Below are 461 nucleotides of genomic sequence, written 5' to 3' on the forward strand. Positions count from 1 at the left end.
GTTTTCCGCGTGGCGCACCCAGACCAGCTTGCAGTGGCCTTCGCCATAGGTGCCTTGCGGATCTTCCAGGGTGTGCAGGCGATGTTCCAGTACCAGGCTGCTGGTGCCCAGCCTGCCGGCGTACAGTTCCACCACCACGGTGGCCGGATGCACCACCGGCTTCAGGTAGGTGTGCAGGCTTTGCAGCACGACCGGCCCCTCGGCAGCGCCTTCCAGGTCGATGCCGAGGGTTTCGAACCAGGCCACCCGGGCCTCTTCCAGGTACTGGAAATAGAGGGTGTTGTTGACGTGCCCGTAGCTGTCCATGTCGCCCCAGCGCACCGGGATATGGGCCGTGTGTAGCAATTGTCTGTCAGCCATCTCGTAACTCTTCTAGTCTCAAAATCGATGCGAGCCTATATACTGCGCGCACGCTGAAGCCGCGCTGGCGGCCAAGACTAGTCATGCAAAGGAGATACAGC

The 461-nt window shown here is 61.2% G+C and carries 1 protein-coding gene; it reads right to left on the reverse strand.

The features are described from left to right. On the reverse strand, positions 1–360 hold a 360-nt coding region (locus L6762_RS11890), incomplete at its 3' end, for an acyl-CoA thioesterase (protein ID WP_237187496.1). Between the last annotated feature and the right edge of the window lie 101 nt (positions 361–461).

It is taken from the genome of Rothia nasimurium (genome assembly GCF_928381705.1).
Classification (GTDB): domain Bacteria; phylum Actinomycetota; class Actinomycetes; order Actinomycetales; family Micrococcaceae; genus Rothia; species Rothia nasimurium_G.